Origin of the sequence: Dactylosporangium sp. NPDC050588, assembly GCF_040654975.1 — a bacterium.
Lineage (GTDB): Bacteria > Actinomycetota > Actinomycetes > Mycobacteriales > Micromonosporaceae > Dactylosporangium > Dactylosporangium maewongense.
In genome coordinates, this window is record NZ_JBFAJA010000006.1 from 171,175 (window position 1) to 184,559 (window position 13,385).

13 protein-coding genes and 1 pseudogene are annotated in these 13,385 nt (G+C 71.0%); 12 read left to right on the plus strand and 2 right to left on the minus strand.

From position 1 onward, the window contains the following. Positions 1–88 precede the first annotated feature (88 nt). The gene (locus AB0I21_RS05855) at positions 89–1,198 is read right to left on the minus strand and encodes an MBL fold metallo-hydrolase (protein WP_360559272.1); all 1,110 of its coding nucleotides are present in this window, start codon (positions 1,196–1,198) and stop codon (positions 89–91) included. 302 nt (positions 1,199–1,500) lie between these two features. Here AB0I21_RS05855 and AB0I21_RS05860 point away from each other — a divergent pair, with 302 nt between their 5' ends. Further along, positions 1,501–2,958: a helix-hairpin-helix domain-containing protein gene (locus AB0I21_RS05860; protein ID WP_360559273.1), complete on the plus strand. Its 1,458-nt coding sequence runs from the start codon at positions 1,501–1,503 to the stop codon at positions 2,956–2,958. Beyond that, positions 2,958–4,010, plus strand: a complete 1,053-nt coding sequence (locus tag AB0I21_RS05865; RefSeq protein ID WP_360559274.1) for an OmpA family protein — start codon at positions 2,958–2,960, stop codon at positions 4,008–4,010. Before AB0I21_RS05860 ends, AB0I21_RS05865 begins: the two co-directional genes overlap by 1 nt. Before the next feature lie 58 nt (positions 4,011–4,068). Here the strand turns inward: AB0I21_RS05865 and AB0I21_RS05870 are convergent, their stop codons facing one another. After that, complete coding sequence (locus AB0I21_RS05870; RefSeq protein WP_360559275.1) at positions 4,069–5,667, minus strand: alpha/beta hydrolase; 1,599 nt, start codon at positions 5,665–5,667, stop codon at positions 4,069–4,071. Between the two features lie 369 nt (positions 5,668–6,036). On the opposite strand from AB0I21_RS05870, the gene AB0I21_RS05875 reads away from it, so the two are divergent. The 10 genes and pseudogenes from AB0I21_RS05875 (at position 6,037) to AB0I21_RS05920 (ending at position 13,193) form a co-directional block, all read left to right on the plus strand. Further along, the gene (locus tag AB0I21_RS05875; protein ID WP_360559276.1) at positions 6,037–6,684 is read left to right on the plus strand and encodes a hypothetical protein; all 648 of its coding nucleotides are present in this window, start codon (positions 6,037–6,039) and stop codon (positions 6,682–6,684) included. A 176-nt stretch (positions 6,685–6,860) separates the two neighbouring features. Continuing rightward, entirely contained in the window at positions 6,861–7,379 is a 519-nt protein-coding gene (locus AB0I21_RS05880; RefSeq protein ID WP_360559277.1) for a SigE family RNA polymerase sigma factor, read from the plus strand. Next, positions 7,376–8,548, plus strand: coding sequence for a hypothetical protein (locus AB0I21_RS05885; protein ID WP_360559278.1), 1,173 nt, complete (start codon positions 7,376–7,378; stop codon positions 8,546–8,548). The genes AB0I21_RS05880 and AB0I21_RS05885 overlap by 4 nt, the downstream gene beginning before the upstream one ends. Positions 8,549–8,690: 142 nt before the next feature. Then, complete coding sequence (locus AB0I21_RS05890) at positions 8,691–9,029, plus strand: helix-turn-helix domain-containing protein (protein ID WP_360559288.1); 339 nt, start codon at positions 8,691–8,693, stop codon at positions 9,027–9,029. Positions 9,030–9,294: 265 nt separating this feature from the next. Beyond that, positions 9,295–9,621 (plus strand): annotated as a pseudogene (locus AB0I21_RS05895) (ADP-ribosylglycohydrolase family protein); the annotation flags it as partial. A gap of 66 nt (positions 9,622–9,687) precedes the next feature. Continuing rightward, positions 9,688–10,194, plus strand: coding sequence for a SigE family RNA polymerase sigma factor (locus AB0I21_RS05900; RefSeq protein ID WP_360559289.1), 507 nt, complete (start codon positions 9,688–9,690; stop codon positions 10,192–10,194). Continuing rightward, positions 10,194–11,264: a hypothetical protein gene (locus AB0I21_RS05905; protein ID WP_360559279.1), complete on the plus strand. Its 1,071-nt coding sequence runs from the start codon at positions 10,194–10,196 to the stop codon at positions 11,262–11,264. Before AB0I21_RS05900 ends, AB0I21_RS05905 begins: the two co-directional genes overlap by 1 nt. Before the next feature lie 175 nt (positions 11,265–11,439). Continuing rightward, positions 11,440–12,438: a site-specific integrase gene (locus tag AB0I21_RS05910; protein WP_360559280.1), complete on the plus strand. Its 999-nt coding sequence runs from the start codon at positions 11,440–11,442 to the stop codon at positions 12,436–12,438. Positions 12,439–12,669: 231 nt separating this feature from the next. Further along, positions 12,670–12,942: a type II toxin-antitoxin system prevent-host-death family antitoxin gene (locus AB0I21_RS05915; protein WP_354889941.1), complete on the plus strand. Its 273-nt coding sequence runs from the start codon at positions 12,670–12,672 to the stop codon at positions 12,940–12,942. Continuing rightward, a complete protein-coding gene (locus AB0I21_RS05920; protein ID WP_360559281.1) occupies positions 12,939–13,193 on the plus strand; it encodes a Txe/YoeB family addiction module toxin in 255 nt (84 codons plus the stop codon). The genes AB0I21_RS05915 and AB0I21_RS05920 overlap by 4 nt, the downstream gene beginning before the upstream one ends. Positions 13,194–13,385: the final 192 nt, after the last annotated feature.

Below are 13,385 nucleotides of genomic sequence, written 5' to 3' on the forward strand. Positions count from 1 at the left end.
GTACGTCGGGAGGCCGCCTGTCCGCCAGCCTTTTGTCGGGTCCTTGCATGTGTGCCCCGACACGTGCCCTGAGCTGCTCGTTTAATCCTTACGCAATGGGGCGCCACCACGGTTCAACTGACGGCAACGCGTCGATGTTGAGCCGGTCACCTGGTCGCGGGATCGCGAGCGTGATGTCCCGCGCGGCGGCCTCGTCCAGCAGCCGCTCGACCGGCTCCGACCACGCGTGCACCGCCAGGTTGAACGTGCACCAGTGCAGCGGGATGAGCACCCCGGCCTGCACGTCGAGGTGCGCGCTCGCCCCGTCCTCGGGCTTCATGTGGATGTCCGGCCACGCGTCGCCATACGCACCGACCTGGATCAGCGACACGTCGAACGGCCCGTGCTGCTCGCCGATCTCCTTGTAGCCGCCCCAGTAGCCGGAGTCGCCCGTGTAGAACACGCTGCGCCGCTCGCCCTTGACCGCCCACGACGCCCACAGCGTGCCGTCGCGGGCGAACCGGCGGCCGGAGAAGTGCCGCGCCGCCGTGGCGGTCAGCCGGACGTGCCGGACCTCCACCGACTCCTCCCAGTCCAGCTCGATGATCCGGTCCAGCGGCACACCCCAGCGCTCCAGGTGCGCGCCGACACCCAGCGGCACCAGGAACGGCGCCTGCTGCGTCCTGGCGAGCGCCTTGATCGAAGCCAGGTCCAGGTGGTCGTAGTGGTCGTGCGAGATGACGATCGCGTCGATCCTCGGCAGCTCCTCCAGCCCCAGCGGCATCGGGTGCAGCCGCTTCGGCCCCACGAACGACGTCGGGGAGCACCGCTCGCTCCACACCGGGTCGAACAGCACCCGCACGCCCTCGACCTCCGCCAGCGCCGTCGAGTGCCCCAGCCACGTGACGTGCAGGTCGCCGTCCTGCTTCGCGGGGAACACCGGCCGCACCACCGGGATCACCCCCTTCGGCCGCCGCGGCTGCTGGCCGAAGATCAGCTGGCGGAACGCGTCGGCCATCGCGCCGTCCGGCAGGGCCTCGGCCGGCACCGGGTTGACGAACTTGCCGTCCCCGAACTGCGGGGAACGCCGCATCCGCTCCGCCCTCGCCCCCGACGCGACCGCGCCGAGCTGCGCCGGAAGGTCACGCAGCGCCCACGCCACCCCACCCGCCGCAGCCGCGACCGCCGCCAAGGCCAGGACCCGTGTCGTCTTGCCCATCCTTCGTCGACCTCCAGTTCACCCGCCATGTCGTGAGCTTCAGCACCAAGCTTTCCATCGGCACCACATCAACGGTTGCACGGATTTTCCGCCGTCCTGGCGGTCACGCCCCGTCACATGCCCTCTCATCAGCGCAAATGCTCCGCAACCTTTTCCCGCGCCCCGCCCACGCCCGCCGTGATCAAACAGAACCGGCAGGTCGCGCCGTCTTTCCGGCTCTGTTGCGAAGCCATTGAGGTATGGAAAGCTGCCCGCAAACTTCCCCCATCACGCGTCGGTCACTTTCCCCCCGGAGGCCCGTCGTGACCTGGTTCATCAACCAGTCACTGTTGTTCATCATCGTTGCGTTCCTCCTCGGCCTGCTCGTCGGTTACCTCTGGTGGGGCCGTCAGGTGCGCCGGATCCGTTCCGAGGAAACCACCCCCACCCCCGCGACCCCCCAACCCCTCGTCGCCGCCGCACCGGCCGAGCCCGTCGCCGAGCCCGTCGCCGAGCCCGTCGCGGAGCCCGTCGCCGAGTCGGCTGCGGAGCCGGTGCCGGTCGCCGACGCTGAGCCCGTCGCGGAGCCGGCACCGGCCGCCGACCCCGAGCCGACGGCCGAGCCGGTCGCGGAGCCGGCACCCGTTGCCGACCCCGAGCCCGTTGCCGAACCCGTCGCGGAGCCCGAGCCCGAGCCGGTCGCGCTCGCGAAGTCCGACCCCGTCGCGGAGGCCGACCCCGAGCCCGAACCGGTCGCGGTTTCCGCGGCCGAGCCGCTGCCGGCCGAGCCCGCGGCAGGAGATCCGGTCGTCGAGGACCCGGCGCCCGTCGCGGTCGAGGAGACCGAGCCGGCCGCCGAGGTCGAGCCCCTCGTCGAACCCGAACCCGCTGCCGAATCCGAACCTACTCCCGACCCCGAGCCGGTCGCCGCGGCCGAGACGCCCGCTGTGGATAACCCGGTCGTTGTGGATGACGAACTGGTCGCCGAGGTCGAGTCCGCGTTCGCGGCGGTGCCGGTCCTCGAGGACGAACCCGAGGCGGCGGAAGCGCCCAAGGCCGAGGACGACCTCGCCAGGATCGAAGGCATCGGCCCCAAGATCGCCGCGGCGCTGAAGGCGGCAGGCATCACCACCTATGTCGCATTGGCCGATGCCGAGCGGTCCACCTTGGAGGACGCGCTCGCCAACGCCAATCTGCGATTCGCACCGAGCATCGGCTCGTGGAGCCGCCAGGCGCGTCTCCTCGCCGACGGCGACGAGGCGGGATTCAAGGAGCTCACGGACTACCTGATCGCCGGTCGTGAGCCGACCCCCAAGAAGCCCGTCGTGGCACCGGATCCCGTTGCCGCGGTCGAGCCCGTACAGGAGCCGCAGCCCGAACCGGAGCCGGAGCCGGTTGCCGAGATCGCCCCCGAGCCGGAGCCGGTCGTCGAGGCAGAGCCGGAGCCGGTGGTCGTGGACGACGGGCCGCCGGACGACCTGCAGCGGATCGAGGGGATCGGCCCGAAGATGTCGGCCGCGCTCCTCGCCGCCGGCATCCGGACCTACGTGAAGCTCGCCGAGTCCGACGTGGACACGCTGCGCACCGCGATCGAGGCGGCCGACCTGCGGTTCGCCCCGAGCATCGTCACCTGGGCCCGGCAGGCCCGCCTGCTCGCCGACGGCAAGGAAGAGGAGTTCAAGGAGCTGACCGACTGGCTGATCGCCGGCCGGGAGCCGACCGCGAAGCCTCCGCTCGGCGGTGCCGCCGAGACCGCCGGCAGCGACGCCGGGTCCGCCTGATGGCGGGCACGACGACGACCCGGACCGAGCGGCACGAGCTGCGCAGGGTCAACCCGGTGGTGCCGATCGTGGTCGGCGTGGTCGGGCTGGCCGCGCTCGCGGCGGGCATGGAGGTGCCCTTCCGGCACCACGTCGAGAACGTGCTGACCGACCACACGAAGGTCGCGCTGAGCAACGCCGGGATCGACGCGCAGGTGTCGTTCACGGGGCGGGACGGCACGGTGCGCGTCGGCTCCGCCGACGAGAAGCAGCATGCCGAGGACGTCTCGCGCGCCGTGGAAGGCGTACGGGTCGTGACGGTGATCGCGCCGCCGAAGGTCGAGGTGCCGCCGTCGCCGGTCGCGGTGAAGTTGCTCGTCGACGCCGGGAAGGCGACGCTCACCGGTACAGTGGCCGACGACGCCGCCAAGTCGGCACTCGCCGACGCGGTGAAGACGGCCTTCGGCAGCGAGAACGTGCTCGACGAGGTGACCGTCGACGCCAAGCGCAGCACCGACGGCGTCAAGATCGCGGCGCTGGCGCCGGTGCTCGTCGCGCTCGGCAAGGAGACCAAGGCCGGAGTCGTCGACCTGCAGGGCGGCACCGTGACGCTGACCGGCACCGTGGTGTCGCAGGCGGTCAAGGACCAGGCCGAGCAGGCGGCCCGCGAGGTAACCGGCATCGTGCGCAACGAGCTGGCGATCGGCGAGGCCAAGGCCGAGCAGGTGCAGACGCAGCTGGTGGCGCTGCCGACGGTCGAGTTCGAGAACGACAAGGCGACGCTGACCCAGCAGGGCCAGGCGGTCGTCGCCAACGTGGCCTCGATCCTGAAGGCCAACCCCAGCATCCGGATCAGCATCGAGGGCCACACCGACAGCACCGGCACCGAGGCGAGGAACCAGACGCTGAGCGAGGCCCGTGCCAAGACGGTCCTCGACACGCTGGTCGCGCTGGGCATCGCGCCGGAGCGGCTGACCTCGAAGGGCTTCGGCGAGTCCCGCCCGAAGGTCCCCGACACCAGCGACGCCGCCAAGGCGATCAACCGCCGGGTCGAGTTCATCGTCCAGCAGTAGCTCCTGTACGAAAGCGGGGCCCCCGGTTCTCCGGGGGCCCCGCTGTTTGTAGCGCGATCTAGTGGTGCACGGGGTACAGCGGCGCGCGCACCGCGCTGCTGTCGGCCCGCAGCGACTTCGCCTGCAGCGAGACCTCGGTCGGGTCGGGCTGCGGCAGCGGGTCGCAGGTCGCGTCGGCCTTGTCGCCCTGCTTGCGGGCCGGCAGCTTGCCGGTCGCGAGATAGTCGGCGATCACGTTGTCGACGCACTCGTTGCCGTTGAGCGAGTTGGCGTGCGTGGTCTGGCCGACCTCGGCCAGCAGCGCGCTGTGGGGGAAGCGGCGGCGCGCCTCGAGGCTGCCCTCGAACGGCGTGGCGGCGTCCAGCGTCGTGCCGACGAACAGCACGCTCTGGACCTTCGAGCCGTCGACCTTGACCGGCTTGGACACCTTGCCGGGCCAGAAGAGGCACGGCGCGTTGTACCAGGCGTTGTCCCAGGTCATGAACGGCGCCTTGAGGAACGTGCGCCAGTTGTCGCGCTCCCAGGTGTTCCAGCTCTGCGGCCACTGGGTGTCGGTGCACTGCACCGCGTTGTAGACCGCGAAGCCGTTGTCGTCGCCGGGGGCGACGTAGTTCTCGTACGCCGCGACGATGAGGTCGGTGTTCTTGTCGTTGGCCCAGCCGGCGAACGCCTCGGCCAGCTCCAGCCACGTCGACTGGTAGTAGCCGGCGTACAGGAAGATGTCGGCGAACTCGTCCGCGCCGACCACGCCGCCGGCCGGCTTGCTGCGGAGCTTGTTCTGCTCCGCGTACCAGCGCAGCTGCACCTCGGTGCCGGTCTTGCCCAGGTGGTAGACCGAGTCGTACTTGGCGACCCAGTCGAACCAGATGCGCTCGTTGCGCTCGAAGTTCACGTCCTGGTCCAGGTTCGCCTGGTACCAGACCTTGCGCACGTCGACGTTGCCGTCCAGCACCATGCGGCGCACCTGCTTCGGGTGCAGCGTGCCGTAGACCTGGCCGAGGTAGGTGCCGTACGAGAAGCCGTAGAAGTTGATCTGGCTCGCGCCGAGCGACTTGCGGATCGACTCCATGTCGTTGACGGAGTCCACCGTCGTCATGTGGTCCAGCAGCGCGCCGCCGGCCTTACCGCAGGCCTTGGCGTAGTTCTTGGACCGGTCCAGCCAGGTCTTCTCGATGCTCTGGTTCCACGGGATGTACTCCGGACGCGGACCGTTGAAGTAGTCGTTGTCGCAGGAGAGCGCGGGAACACTGGAGCCGACGCCGCGCGGGTCGAAGCCGATCCAGTCGTACGCCTGGCCGGCACCGTTGGGGACGTACTCGCCCAGCACCGACAGCGTCAGCCCGGAGCCGCCGGGGCCGCCCGGGTTGACGAGCATGACGCCCTGGTAGTCCTTCGCGGCGACCTTCGCCTTGATCCGCGAGACGGCGATCTGGATCTTCTTGCCGTTGGGCTTGCTGTAGTCCAGCGGCACGTCGAGCAGGCCGCACTCGGCGCCCCGCCGCTGCAGGCCCGGGCTCTCGCACTGACCCCACGTGATCTTGGCGGCTCCCGCGGTGTCCGCACCGGGCGCGGCCGAGGCGCCGGTCGCCGGGACGACGACCAACGCCGTGGCCGCCGCGGTGAAGAGGGCGAGCCCCTTCACGGTCTTTCTCTCCACAAATCCTCCCAAATTTGCCCAAATGGGTGTATTCGGGCAATTGATTCGGGCCAAACAATGTCACGCCGATCGTTTCGGGCGCGCTCGACGCGCGGAAGACCGGCGACCCTTTCCTCCACCCGAGCAACTCCACCCCGCCGGGGCTCCCGTCCCGGGCCGGCGGCCCCGGCTGCCCCGCCCGGGGGCCGCCATCGTTAGGCCATGAATGATTCCGGTACAGTGGAAAATTGAATTCGAATTGGAGTCTTTGAATTGTCAAGCAACCACTATTCCGCCGGGAACGCAGACGGATAGCCGCTCGACCTCGGGTTTCTCCACCTCGAAGCTGGACGTGGTCGCGATGACCACGACACGAGGGGAGCATCAGTCATGGCCAACCAGAAGCCATCGAACCGGCTCAGCCGACGCGGCATCCTCACCGGAGCGGGAGCCGGCGGCGTGGCCGCGGTCGCCGCCGCGATGACCACCGCCACCCCGGCCGCCGCCGCCCCCGGCGACCCGGTCCTCCAGGGCGCCGACAACAACGCCGGCACCGAGTCCACCATCCTGCGCTCGACCTCCGACGCCGCCACGCTCGACGTCCGCAACACCGCCACCGTCGCCGTCGACGCCACCGGCTTCGACGCGGGCGTCCTCGGGTACTCCTCGAACGGCAACGGCGTCATCGGCCGCAGCGACATCGGCTACGGCGTCATCGGCGTCGCCGGCGACCTCGGCGGCATCGGCGTCGTCGCCTCCGCCCCGGACGAGTACAGCAAGACCGCCCTCTCCGTCCGCGGCCAGACGCGCTTCAGCCGCAGCGGCCTGGCGACCGTGCCGGCCGGCGCCAACAGCGTGACCGTCACCGGCCTGCACCTGTACGCATCGACCCGGGCCCTCGCGCTCGCCCAGCGCAGCACCGCCGTCTGGGTGAAGGCGGCGGTGCCGAACCCGGCCACCGGCGAGCTCCGCCTGCACCTCAACGCCGCCGCCCCCGCCGGCGGCGTCCCGATCGCGTGGTGGCTGCTCGAGGCGTAGGCCCGCCGTCAGTCCGGGCCCGTTCGGCTTGGCCGTCCGGGCCCGTTCGGCTTTGGTCGGACGGGCCCGTTCGGCTTTGGCCGTTTGGGCCCGGTTCGGCTTTGGTCGGACGGGCTGCCAACCTCAGACACCGTTCCCCTCGTGTACCGGGGCGACACACTCATGAGGGGGTGCCGGTGGACGATGAGGCAAGTTTCCGGGAGTTCGTTTCGGCACGGATCGGGCGCCTGTCGCGGGTCGCGTACCTGCTGACGGGCGAGCACCACGCGGCCGAGGACCTGGTGCAGGTGACGCTCATCAAAGTGGCCCGGCACTGGCGCCGGGTGGTTCAAGGGGGCACGCCGGACGCCTACGTGCGGCGGGCGCTCTACCACGAGCACGTCTCGTCGTGGCGGAGCCGGCGCGGCCGGGAGGTGCTGGCCGCCGACCCGCCGGAGCGGGACATCGGGCGGGACGAGTCCGCCGACGCGGTGCGCCGGATCGTGCTGCGCGACGCGCTGGCGAGGCTGGCGCCGGGACACCGTGCGGTGATCGTCCTGCGCTACTTCGAGGACCTGTCCGAGGCCGAGACCGCCGACACGCTCGGCTGCTCGGTGGGCTCGGTCAAGAGCCAGACCCATCACGCCCTCGCCCGGCTACGGGTCGTGGCTCCTGAACTGGTGGAACTCATCGAGGACTCGGAGGTGCCGGCATGATGTCCCTGAAGGATGCGCTGGTCGACGCGGCCGACGACGCACGCGTCTACGACGTGACCGACCGTGCCGTAAGGGTGGTCCAGCGCCGCCGGACGCTGACCCGGCTGGTGCCGGTCGCGGCGGCCCTGCTCGTGGTCGCCGGCCTGGTCGGCGTCGCCTGGCCGCTCAGCGACGGAGGCGGCCAGGAGCCGTCGACGGCCGCAGACGGCCTGCCACGGCAGCTGACCCTGGACAGGTCCGCGCCGGTCCTCCCCGAGGACCGCGGCGTCGGCCCGGCCGCGCTGGCCTTCGCGTACGACGACGGCGACCAGGGACGTTGGGCCCTGCTCGCCGCGGACGGCCGCCAGTACAAGGTGGACGGCCTGCGGGTGGACGGGATGTCGCCCGACGGCCGCTGGCTGCTGGTGCTCCGCTCCGAAGGATCCTGGGTGCTGCGGGATCTCACCGGCACCGCACGGCAGGAGTTCGCCGGCGTGGACACGAGCGCCGGCGCGAGCTGGTCCCCGGACAGCCGGCGGCTGGTGGTGCAGACCTCCAGCCGGTCCGGCGTCACGTACACGGTCGACCTCACCACCGGGGCCCGCGGCACGGCGCCGCCGGACCTGCCGCGCACCGCCCGGGTGTGCGCGGTGCGCAACTCGGGCGAGCTCCTGCTGTGCCCGCTGCCCGAGTCGTCCTTCTCCGGTCTGCGCCTGGCCGACGGCACGACCGGGCGGATCGTCCGCGACATCCCCACGACCGATCTGGGCCTGCGCCCCACGGAGACGGTGCCCGAGTCCTTCGGGGCACCGATCCTGGACACGGACGACCGCACGCTGTTCATGCGTACCCACGACGCGGCCGACCCGGGCTCGGCCGTCGGGCAGAACACCTTCCTCGTCGGGTTCGACCTCGAGACCGGCCGGCTCACCCACCGGTACCCGCTGCCCGACGACATCCCAGGTGCCCAGCGCCCCGCCAACGGCGGCTTCGAGCACGGCCAGCCGGACGCCCGCTACGTCCTCGGCGTCCACCCCGAAGGCCCGCTCCTGCTGCACCTCGCCCCGAGCGGAACCGACCCGTTCCACGTCGGCTCCGTGACCATCGAGCTGATCGCCCGTGACACCGGCACCCTGCGCACCGTCACCCGCGCATCGGCGCCGATCGGCCTGATCCGCTACCCCGGCTGACCGCCGGAACACGACCCACCACGCGCCTGGCCGGCCCTCCACCCGACCGGGCGCGTGGTGGCTCCTGGAATCCGAAAGCACCCGATCGTGTCTTCGTATCGGGGACGGACGATGCGTATGGTGGAGGTGCGTCTCCCGATCCCTGCAGCGTGGGCTCGACCGGGAGGGTGGCGATGCCGGTTCCCGATGCGCACCTCGCACCGCCCGAGGGCTCCTCGATCTCCTCAGCGGTCGAGGAGGAGATCACCGACTTCATGCGGCAGACGTTCGTCGGGACCCGCTCGAGGTCCGCCCGGACGAGGGACGACGCCCGGTTCGTGGTGCGGACCAGTCAGGTGCCGGTGATCGCCGGCGACCCACCACCGGCGCAACCGTCACCGCCATCGCCGCCCGCTGGGGATTCGCCAGCCACAGCCGCTTCACCGCCAGCTACCGCGTCACCTACGGCGAACCGCCCTCCACCACCCTCCGCGACCGCTGATGTGCCGAGGCCGGTGCACGGTGCGCCGGCCTCGGTCATCCGGTCTCTCGCGCTGGACCGCCGCCGCGTCCACCACTCCAGCCGGGCGCCGCCCGCGGGCCTGGTCTGCAGCCCGGCGCATGGAGACGGCAGACATGGCGATCGTCGCTTCTTGGCGCCGCGGGTGGGAGCTGTGCGCCGCGCGGACCATGCGGCCAGGTCGGCTGCGAGGCGGCCGTGGTCGACGGGCGGCTGGGTGGGGCCGGGCGCTCGCAACGTGTTGCAGATTCGTGGTCGAAGTAGCAGTCTTCCCGGTCTCCCCCGGGGGATGCTCGGGGCCGGGGTCGCCGAGGCGGCGTACGTCCTGGGCAACGGGTCGCGGGTGCTGGCGCAGGACACGGTGCCGTTCGCGTTGTGGGCCGCCGCGACCCACCTCGCCGACGACCGGGCGGCGATCCTGACCTGCGTGGCGGCCGGCGGCGACGTCGACACCACGGCGGCGATCGTCGGTGGGGTGGTGGCCGCGGCGATCGGCCGGGACGCGATCCCCGCGGCCTGGCGTACCCAGCGTGAGCCGCTGCCCGCCTGGGTCCGGACACCCGGTGCGGATTGAGTGCAAAGTTTCCGGCACTCCTGGCGTCTGAGGGGGGTGAAGGAGGTACCCGTCGTGTAGAACCCACTGGAGGCCGAGTTCTCGGCCTTCGTCGAGCAGCGCGCGCATGCGTTGCTGAAGACGGCGTACGCGCTGACCGGCGACCGGCACGCCGCTGAGGACCTCGTGCAGACCGCCCTGGCGAAGGCGTTCGCACGGTGGCGGCGGATCGACGAGCCGGAGCCTTACCTGCGGCGCATGATCTACAACGAGTTCGCGTCCGGGTGGCGCAGCCGGCGCCGGCAGGCCGAAGTGTCGGTGGCGGAGCCGCCGGAGCGGGCCGCTTCCCGATACCTGGAGGCCGACACCGCGCTGCGGCTGCTGCTGCGCGACGCGTTGCAGACGCTGCCACCCCGGCAGCGGGCGGTGCTGATCCTGCGGTACTTCGAGGACCGCAGCGTCGAGGAGACCGCGGAGATCCTCTCCTGCCGCCGGGGCACGGTGGCCAGCCATGCCTCGCGGGGGCTGGCCAAGCTGCGCGAGCTCGTGCCGCAGCTCGACTGGAGCGAAGATTTCGTGGAAGGACGGCACTGATGCGCTTCGAAGAGCTGCTCCACGAGACGATCGACGAGATGTCCGGCGAGCTGCGCGGGCCGTCCGCCGGGCTCGCCGCGCGCAGCATGGTCGAGGGCCGGCGCATCCGGCGCAACCGCAGGCTGGCCGTGGCCGGCGGCGCGGTCCTGGCGGTGATCGCCGTCGTGCTGCCCTGGGCGGTCCTGTCCCGCCCCGGCGTCGTCGCCCCGCCACCCGCGGCCGCCGGATCGAGCCGGCCGCAGGGCCAGCTGACCACGCAGGTGCCGACCCCCACGACCCCCGGTGGACTGCCCGGAGGCTGGGTCGTCATCGAGAAGGGGGACCAGGTGCTGGAGCGGTCCAGCGGCCGGTACATCTCCGTGCGCAACCAGGGCCAGCCGGCCCCGACCGGCGACCGGCTCCTGGTCACGCCCGGTCCGAGCGAGGCCAAGGTGACGGACGTGCGTGGCGGCCACCCGGTGACCGTCGAGCCGGCCGGCTTCATCGGCACGTACAGCTGGTCACCGACCGGCGACCGGCTCGTCGGCGGGCTGACCCGGAAGGATCCGTTCAAGGTCGGCTTCGGGGTGATCGACGCCCGCACGGGCAAGGTGCGCACGCAGTGGATCGACGCGGACAGGTACCCCTGCAGCCGGTGCTTCTTCACCTGGGCGCGGGACGGCAAAGAGATCGTCATGGCCGTCGCCTACCGCTCGGAAGGTGCTGCCCTGGAGCAGGTCACCGGCCTGCAGCTGTTCAATGCCGAGACCGGCGAGCCCACCAGGTCACTGCCGGTGACCGCGATGCCGGCCGGGCCGTTCGCCTGGTCGCCCGACGGGCGGTACGTCGTCGCCGGTCCCGAACCCGGAGAGTCGGATGGTCCGAACGGTACGACGACCAACTGGTGGCGGTTCGACGTGCTCACCGGGCAGCGGGTGGAGTTCCCGTTCGCCGCCGTGTGGGTGAGCGACGACGTGCTGCTCACCGGCCGGGACGGCGAGGTGCGCACCCTGACCCGCGACGGCACGGTGACCAGGACCACGGCCGTCGGCGCCCCGAGCGACAGGACCATCACCCTCGGCCCGCCGTAGCGGGCCGCAACGAGCGTCAGCGGGGCACACGAACTTGCTGGTCAGGTGGCTACACTCCCGCAGGCCACAGCCACGAGCGGGAGAATGTTGCGCCGGGTGCAGGTTCGGTGAGTCGAGCCGTGGAGGCGCAACCTGGAGGTGACGGATCGTGACCTGCTCAGCGTGGAGGTGCATCATGTCCAGCCGCGGCGTGATCTTCAAGTCCTGCACCCGCGACCTCGACGGTCGACCGGGCCGGCGCCGCAACCGCACCTGCTCGCGGCTGACCGAGCGCGGGCACGGCAGTTGGCAGTTCGACTGCCGCGTCCGCGACATCCGTGGCCGCTCCACCCAGGTCCGCCGCAGCGGGTTCCCGTCCCAGGCCGCCGCCACCCGAGCCCGCGACGACATGCTCGTTGCCGCCGACCGGCTCTTCGCGATGTGGTGGCTCATCGCCCTACGCGGGCTCCGCCGCGGCGAGGCCGCCGGGCTACGGTGGTGCGACGTCGACCTCGAACACGGCACGATGACCATCGCCCAGCAACTCACCTGCATCGGCCACAAGATCCTCCAGAGACCGCCGAAAAGCGCCGCCAGCCGCCGCGTCGTCGCACTGGACCGGCACACCGTCCGAGCGCTCCGCGAGCACGCCCGCAGGCAACGCCTCGAACGACTCGCCGCCGGTCGAGCCTGGCAGGACACCGGGTATGTGTTCACCCGCGTCGACGGCCGCCCCTTGCATCCGTCCTACCTCACCCAACGATTCCTCAACATCTGCCGATCCACCGACCTCCCACCGATCCGGCTGCACGACCTCCGCCGCGGCGCCGCATCCCTCGCCCGCCAGGCAGGAGCCGATCTCAAGACGGTCCAGGACCAGCTCGGCCACGCCAGCATCGTGCTGACCGCCGACTCCTACACCAGCGTCCTGCCCGAATCACAGCGGCGAGCCGCCGCGGCCACCGCCGGGCTCGTCCTCACCGCAGCTCGCGCCGTCCGGAAGCAGATCAAGAAACGGCGCAACGAGTACGGCGACCTCGGCACCCGATCCGCACCACTCGGCGCCCAGGAACGTCCCGCGAACCGTGAAACCGCAGGTCAAGCCCCAACATCGCGCCCGAATGGACCGCGGAAGAGCAGGAGCGAGATGAAGCGTGCAGCGAGCAACCACCGTCCACATCGGACGAAGCGGTAGCACAAAACAGCAGGTCAAGTGGTGGGCCGCCAGGGACTCGAACCCTGAACCTACGGAGTCGCGGCAGTGCGGTTCGGTGAAGCTGGAATCGTTGCTACACAACGGTTTCAGCTTTGCTGTGGTCCGGCTCGGCGGGGTGCGTTGCTGTACTTGCTGCTGTACTTTTCGAGCCATGCCGGAAGTCGTACAATTTCCTGTACGTCGGTCTCGGTTCGGTGTTCGGGGGATGCAATGCGCACGGTCAGCTACTCAGAGGTTCGGCAGAACCTAGCCAAGATGCTCGACCACGTCGTGGACGACGCCGAGGAGGTCGTGATCACCCGCTCAGGGCATGAGTCCGCGGTCATCATCTCGCTGCGTGAGTACGAGTCGCTGAAGGAGACGGCGTACCTGATGGCGAGTCCGGCCAACGCCCGCCGGCTGAACGAGGCGATCGAGGAGCTCCGCGCGGGCGGCGGAGAAGTCCACGACCTGATCGACCCGGACGAGGCGTCCGCCGCGTGAAGGTCCAGTTCGCCAGCCGCGGCTGGGACGACTATCTGAGCTGGCAGCAGGACCGGCAGATGCTCCGCCGGGTGAACACCCTGATCGAGGACATCCGCCGCAACGGCCACCAGGGAATTGGCAAACCGGAACAGCTCCGCGGCAACTGGGCCGGCTTCTGGTCGCGGCGCATCGATCAGGAGCATCGTCTCGTGTATCGGATCTTCGACGACACCGTGCAGATCGCGCAGTGCCGCTACCACTACGAATGACCCGTCGCGCTCTCGACCGCGGTGGGGTAGCGGCCGGCGGACCTGAGCCACCGCGGTGCTGTGCCACGCCACCACGCACGGTGCGCTGGCCAGGGTTCTGAGGCGCGCGCTCAGAGAGGCGGCGCCCTCACCGGTGCCAGGCTTGCAGGAAGGGCCGACCAGGTCAAGGTGGAGCGCCCTACTGGACGAACG

Coding starts and splice junctions, on each gene's coding strand:
- AB0I21_RS05910 (WP_360559280.1), top strand. CDS start 11,440: ATGTCCAGCCGCGGCGTGATCTTCAAGTCCTGCACCCGCGACCTCGAC.
- AB0I21_RS05865 (WP_360559274.1), top strand. CDS start 2,958: ATGGCGGGCACGACGACGACCCGGACCGAGCGGCACGAGCTGCGCAGG.
- AB0I21_RS05855 (WP_360559272.1), bottom strand. CDS start 1,198: ATGGGCAAGACGACACGGGTCCTGGCCTTGGCGGCGGTCGCGGCTGCG.
- AB0I21_RS05885 (WP_360559278.1), top strand. CDS start 7,376: ATGATGTCCCTGAAGGATGCGCTGGTCGACGCGGCCGACGACGCACGC.
- AB0I21_RS05875 (WP_360559276.1), top strand. CDS start 6,037: ATGGCCAACCAGAAGCCATCGAACCGGCTCAGCCGACGCGGCATCCTC.
- AB0I21_RS05905 (WP_360559279.1), top strand. CDS start 10,194: ATGCGCTTCGAAGAGCTGCTCCACGAGACGATCGACGAGATGTCCGGC.
- AB0I21_RS05915 (WP_354889941.1), top strand. CDS start 12,670: ATGCGCACGGTCAGCTACTCAGAGGTTCGGCAGAACCTAGCCAAGATG.